Origin of the sequence: Sinomonas sp., assembly GCF_036848755.1 — a bacterium.
Taxonomy (GTDB): domain Bacteria; phylum Actinomycetota; class Actinomycetes; order Actinomycetales; family Micrococcaceae; genus Sinomonas.
The window spans coordinates 1105-5772 of record NZ_DAIUJO010000039.1 but is presented as its reverse complement, the minus strand read 5'-3'; the positions used below and the strand labels follow the sequence as shown (position 1 = coordinate 5772).

Annotated in this window: 5 protein-coding genes; all 5 read left to right on the top strand. The window is 63.5% G+C overall.

Annotated features, from left to right (window positions below):
* Positions 1-79 precede the first annotated feature (79 nt).
* The 5 genes from V7053_RS08310 (at position 80) to V7053_RS08290 (ending at position 4589) form a co-directional block, all read left to right on the top strand.
* A complete protein-coding gene (locus V7053_RS08310) occupies positions 80-445 on the top strand; it encodes a HesB/IscA family protein (RefSeq protein ID WP_043120530.1) in 366 nt (121 codons plus the stop codon).
* 213 nt (positions 446-658) lie between these two features.
* Complete coding sequence (gene ctaC, locus V7053_RS08305; RefSeq protein ID WP_334171807.1) at positions 659-1516, top strand: aa3-type cytochrome oxidase subunit II; 858 nt, start codon at positions 659-661, stop codon at positions 1514-1516.
* A 10-nt stretch (positions 1517-1526) separates the two neighbouring features.
* Positions 1527-3245, top strand: a complete 1719-nt coding sequence (gene ctaD / locus V7053_RS08300; RefSeq protein WP_334171806.1) for an aa3-type cytochrome oxidase subunit I — start codon at positions 1527-1529, stop codon at positions 3243-3245.
* On the top strand, positions 3245-3646 hold the full coding sequence (locus V7053_RS08295; protein ID WP_334171805.1) for a cytochrome c oxidase subunit 4: 402 nt from the start codon (positions 3245-3247) through the stop codon (positions 3644-3646). The genes ctaD and V7053_RS08295 overlap by 1 nt, the downstream gene beginning before the upstream one ends.
* 208 nt (positions 3647-3854) lie before the next feature.
* Positions 3855-4589 carry a GntR family transcriptional regulator gene (locus V7053_RS08290; protein WP_443022595.1) on the top strand — a complete coding sequence of 245 codons (735 nt, stop codon included), beginning with the start codon at positions 3855-3857 and terminating at the stop codon, positions 4587-4589.
* The last annotated feature ends 79 nt before the right edge of the window (positions 4590-4668 follow it).

Below are 4668 nucleotides of genomic sequence, written 5' to 3'. Positions count from 1 at the left end.
CACTGGGCACAGGGAAGGGTTAGCGTCCGTCCCCGAGCCCGCCGTAGCATGGAAACAAGGGACACAGGGAAGGTATGGAATGAGCACTGCAACGAACGAGACCACCGAGGCCATCGGTTCACACGAGGTGACCCTCACCGAGGTCGCCGCGGGCAAGGTCCGCAGCCTTCTTGAGCAGGAAGGGCGAACGGATCTCCGTCTGCGTGTCGCCGTCCAGCCGGGCGGGTGCTCCGGCCTCATCTACCAGCTCTACTTCGATGAGCGGCTCCTCGACGGCGACGCGGTCCGCGACTTCGATGGCGTCGAGGTCGTGGTCGACAAGATGAGCGTGCCCTACCTCGCTGGCGCGACCATCGACTTCGAGGACACGATCTCCAAGCAGGGATTCACCATCGACAACCCCAACGCGCAGGGTTCGTGCGCGTGCGGCGACTCGTTCCACTGACCTGTTGCCGCGTGCATGCCGGCCGTGCCTTCGACAGCTCATCCCGAGCGTGGAAGGCACGGCCGACGTGCATGTGCAGGATGTGGGCGATTCCTTTGCGATGGCTGTAAGCTCTACACCGAGTAGTAAAACTATGCCGCCGAGGAGCGAGTTTCTGCGGGTCTCACCGTGGACGAGAGCGCCCGGCCGAAGCATCAAGAGGAAGGGCCGTCTGTGAGGTCGCAGAACCGAACCAGCAGCCAGCGCACTCGGATCATCACGGTAGCTTCCGTTGCCGTTGCAGGAGCGCTCGCACTGTCTGGATGTACAAGTCAGGTACAGAACGGCTGGCTGCCGGGATCGCGGGACACGACAAACCACACAGCGATGGTCACGGACCTCTGGGTCAACTCGTGGATTGCTGCCCTCACGGTCGGAGCCATCACTTGGGCGCTGATCCTCTGGTGCATCATCGCGTACCGTCGGCGGAAGGGCACTGTCGGCTTCCCCCGGCAGACGAGCTACAACCTGCCGCTCGAAATCTTCTACACGGCGATTCCCCTCTTCCTCGTCGTGGTGTTCTTCTACTTCACCGACCGCGACCAGCGAGCGATCGACAACCCGAACGCCAACCCCGACGTCACGATCAACGTCGTGGGCAAGCAGTGGTCGTGGGACTTCAACTACAAGCAGGGCGGGATCATCAAGGACAACGTCTACGAGGCGGGCACCCAAACCCACCTCAACGGCACTCCTGTTGACCTCAACACGCTCCCGACGCTCTACCTGCCGGTCGGCAAGACGGTCACGCTCGACCTCACGTCGCGCGACGTCATCCACTCGTTCTGGGTCCCCGCGTTCCTCCAGAAGCGCGACGTGATCCCGGGCCATCCGAACACCATGTACTTCACGCCGGAGAAGGTGGGCACCTACGAAGGCAAGTGTGCCGAGCTCTGCGGCGAGTACCACTCCGAGATGCTGTTCCAGGTGAAGGTCGTCTCGGAGGCCGACTTCCAGGCTCACCTTGCCGGTCTGCCCAAGGGTCTGCTCGACACGACGTACGACCGCAACCCGGATCTGAATCAGAAGTAAGGGAATCATCGTGGCTACCTATACACAGTCGCCCTCGGCCGGGGCCCTCAATGCGCCGGTCGTGCCGCGATCCAAGGGACGTATCGTCGTCAACTGGATCACGTCGACCGACCACAAGACGATCGGGTACATGTACCTGATCGCGTCGTTCATCTTCTTCTGCCTGGGCGGCGTGATGGCGCTCCTGATCCGCGCGGAGCTCTTCGAGCCTGGCATGCAGATCCTGCAGACGAAGGAGCAGTACAACCAGCTCTTCACGATGCACGGCACCGTCATGCTCCTCATGTTCGCCACACCGCTTTTCGCTGGCTTTGCGAACGTGATCATGCCGCTTCAGATCGGCGCCCCCGACGTCGCCTTCCCGCGCCTCAACGCGCTCGCCTTCTGGTTCTTCCTCTTCGGCTCCTCGATCGCGGTCGCTGGCTTCATCACGCCTCAGGGTGCGGCCTCGTTCGGATGGTTCGCGTACGCACCGCTCTCGGACACAACCTTCACTCCGGGAATCGGCGGCGATCTCTGGGTCTTCGGGCTGGCGCTCTCCGGTTTCGGCACGATCCTCGGCGCCGTCAACTTCATCACGACAATCATCTGCATGCGGGCCCCTGGCATGACGATGTGGCGCATGCCCATCTTCACGTGGAACACGCTCATCACCGCGATCCTCGTGCTGATGGCCTTCCCGCCGCTTGCGGCCGCACTCTTCGGTCTCGGCGCAGATCGCCGGTTCGGGGCTCACATCTTCGATCCCGAGAACGGCGGGGCCATCCTCTGGCAGCACCTGTTCTGGTTCTTCGGCCACCCCGAGGTGTACATCATCGCGCTGCCGTTCTTCGGCATCGTCTCAGAGATCTTCCCGGTCTTCAGCCGCAAGCCGATCTTCGGCTACAAGGGTCTTGTCTTCGCCACCATCTCGATCGCGGCGCTCTCCGTGACGGTGTGGGCCCACCACATGTACGTCACCGGCGCTGTGCTGCTGCCGTTCTTCTCCTTCATGACGATGCTCATCGCCGTTCCGACAGGCGTGAAGTTCTTCAACTGGATCGGAACGATGTGGCGAGGATCGATCACGTTCGAGACGCCGATGCTGTGGAGCCTCGGCTTCCTCATCACGTTCCTCTTCGGTGGCCTCACCGGGATCATCCTGGCCTCGCCGCCGCTCGACTTCCACGTCTCGGACACCTACTTCGTGGTCGCCCACTTCCACTACGTCGTCTTCGGAACCGTCGTGTTCGCGATGTTCGCGGGCTTCTACTTCTGGTGGCCCAAGTGGACGGGCAAGATGCTCAACGAGCGGCTGGGCAAGATCCACTTCTGGCTCCTGCTCATCGGATTCCACGGCACGTTCCTCATCCAGCACTGGCTGGGAGTCATGGGCATGCCGCGCCGCTACGCCGACTACCTGCCACAGGACGGGTTCACGTGGATGAACCAGTTCTCGACGATCTCCTCGTTCGTCCTCGGCGCATCGCTCATCCCGTTCTTCTGGAACGTGTACATCACGGCCCGCAGCGGCAAGCGTGTGACCGTCGACGACCCGTGGGGCTTCGGGGCATCACTCGAGTGGGCGACCTCGTGCCCGCCTCCGCGCCACAACTTCACGTCGCTGCCGCGCATCCGTTCTGAGCGGCCCGCGCTTGACCTCCACCACCCGGAGCTCTCGATGGCCGGTTCGATCCAGCACGCCCAGACGGCCGCAGCCGTGACCGCTGACCGGAAGGAAACGCACTAGTGAAGATCGAATCGAGGCTCTTCGGGCTGGGCGCCTTCTTCTTCATCCCAGTCGCCATCGTCTACGGCTGGCTGACCAACTGGTCTGAGTGGGTCGGCATCATGGGCATCTTCCTTCTGGGCGGTCTGGCAGCCATGATCGGTTCCTACCTCGGCGTCACCTCGCGCCGGGTCGGTACTCGACCGGAAGACCGCGAGGACGCAGAGGTTCACGAGGGCGCCGGTGAGCAGGGCCACTTCAGCCCGTGGAGCTGGTGGCCGATCGTGCTCGGTGCGTCAGCTGCAACGGCGCTGCTCGGCGTTGCCATCGGCTGGTGGATCACGCTCGTGGGTGCTGGCATCGGCATCGTCGCGCTCGTCGGGTGGGTTTTCGAGTACAGCCGCGGAGACCACGCTCACTGAGCCTGGTCTGACCTCGGAGATCATTCTCTGAGCGGTGAACGGAGGGGTCCGGCATCCTGATCAGGATGCCGGACCCTTCCGTTGTTGGAAGGAGCTTTCAGACGCTCCGGAGCGTGTAGCCTTCTTGGTGGTGCCAGGTGATCAGGAGGAACGGGTGGAAGACGCCGAGAGCATCGCCGGAAGGCTCGACAGGTCGTCGAAGACCGCGATGTACGTCCAGCTTCGTGAGCTCCTCCGTGAGCACATCCAGACGAAGCTGACGCCCGGCGCACCGCTTCCCTCGGAGCGCGAACTCGCACAGCGCTTTGGCCTCGCCCGCATGACGGTCCGTCAGGCCATAGACGCCCTCGTCGCAGAGGGAGTTCTCGACAGAATCGTCGGACTGGGGACCTTCGTAAGCCGTCCCAAACTGGACCTTCAGATGAAGCTGACCTCGTACAGCGAGGAGATGCAACGCCGAGGAATGGTCCCGGACGCCAAGGTCTTGAGCTTCGAGGAGATCGGCGCCTCGGCCCATCTCGCGCGGGAACTCCAGGTTGACGAAGGCACTGCGGTGGTCCGCTTCCGGCGTCTCCTCCTTGCCGATCAGGAACCCATGAGCGTGGACGAGAACTACATCCTCGCTCACCGCGTCCCCGGCTTCACCGAGGGTCCGCCCCCGACGTCCCTCTACCAGGTTCTCAGCGAGCGCTACGGCCTCGTCATGGAGTGGGGGGAGGACATGATCGAGGCCACCGCGGCGTCGCCATCCATTGCACGCCTGCTCAAGGTCGACATGGGAGCGCCCCTGCTCAAGATCCAGCGGCACGCTTACGTCGCAAAGGCCATGGTCGACTACTCGGTCTCGTACTACCGGGCAGACCGCTACAAGCTCTGGGTGCCGCTCCAGCGGCCTGGCGTCCGGACCCCGCGCACCTATTCCACTCAGCGCTTCACAGGCTGACACAGGCCGCCTGACGCCTCAGCGCAGGCCGCCGGGTACTGGTCGGCCCTTCGCTCCCCGCTCGCACCAACGGCAGGGG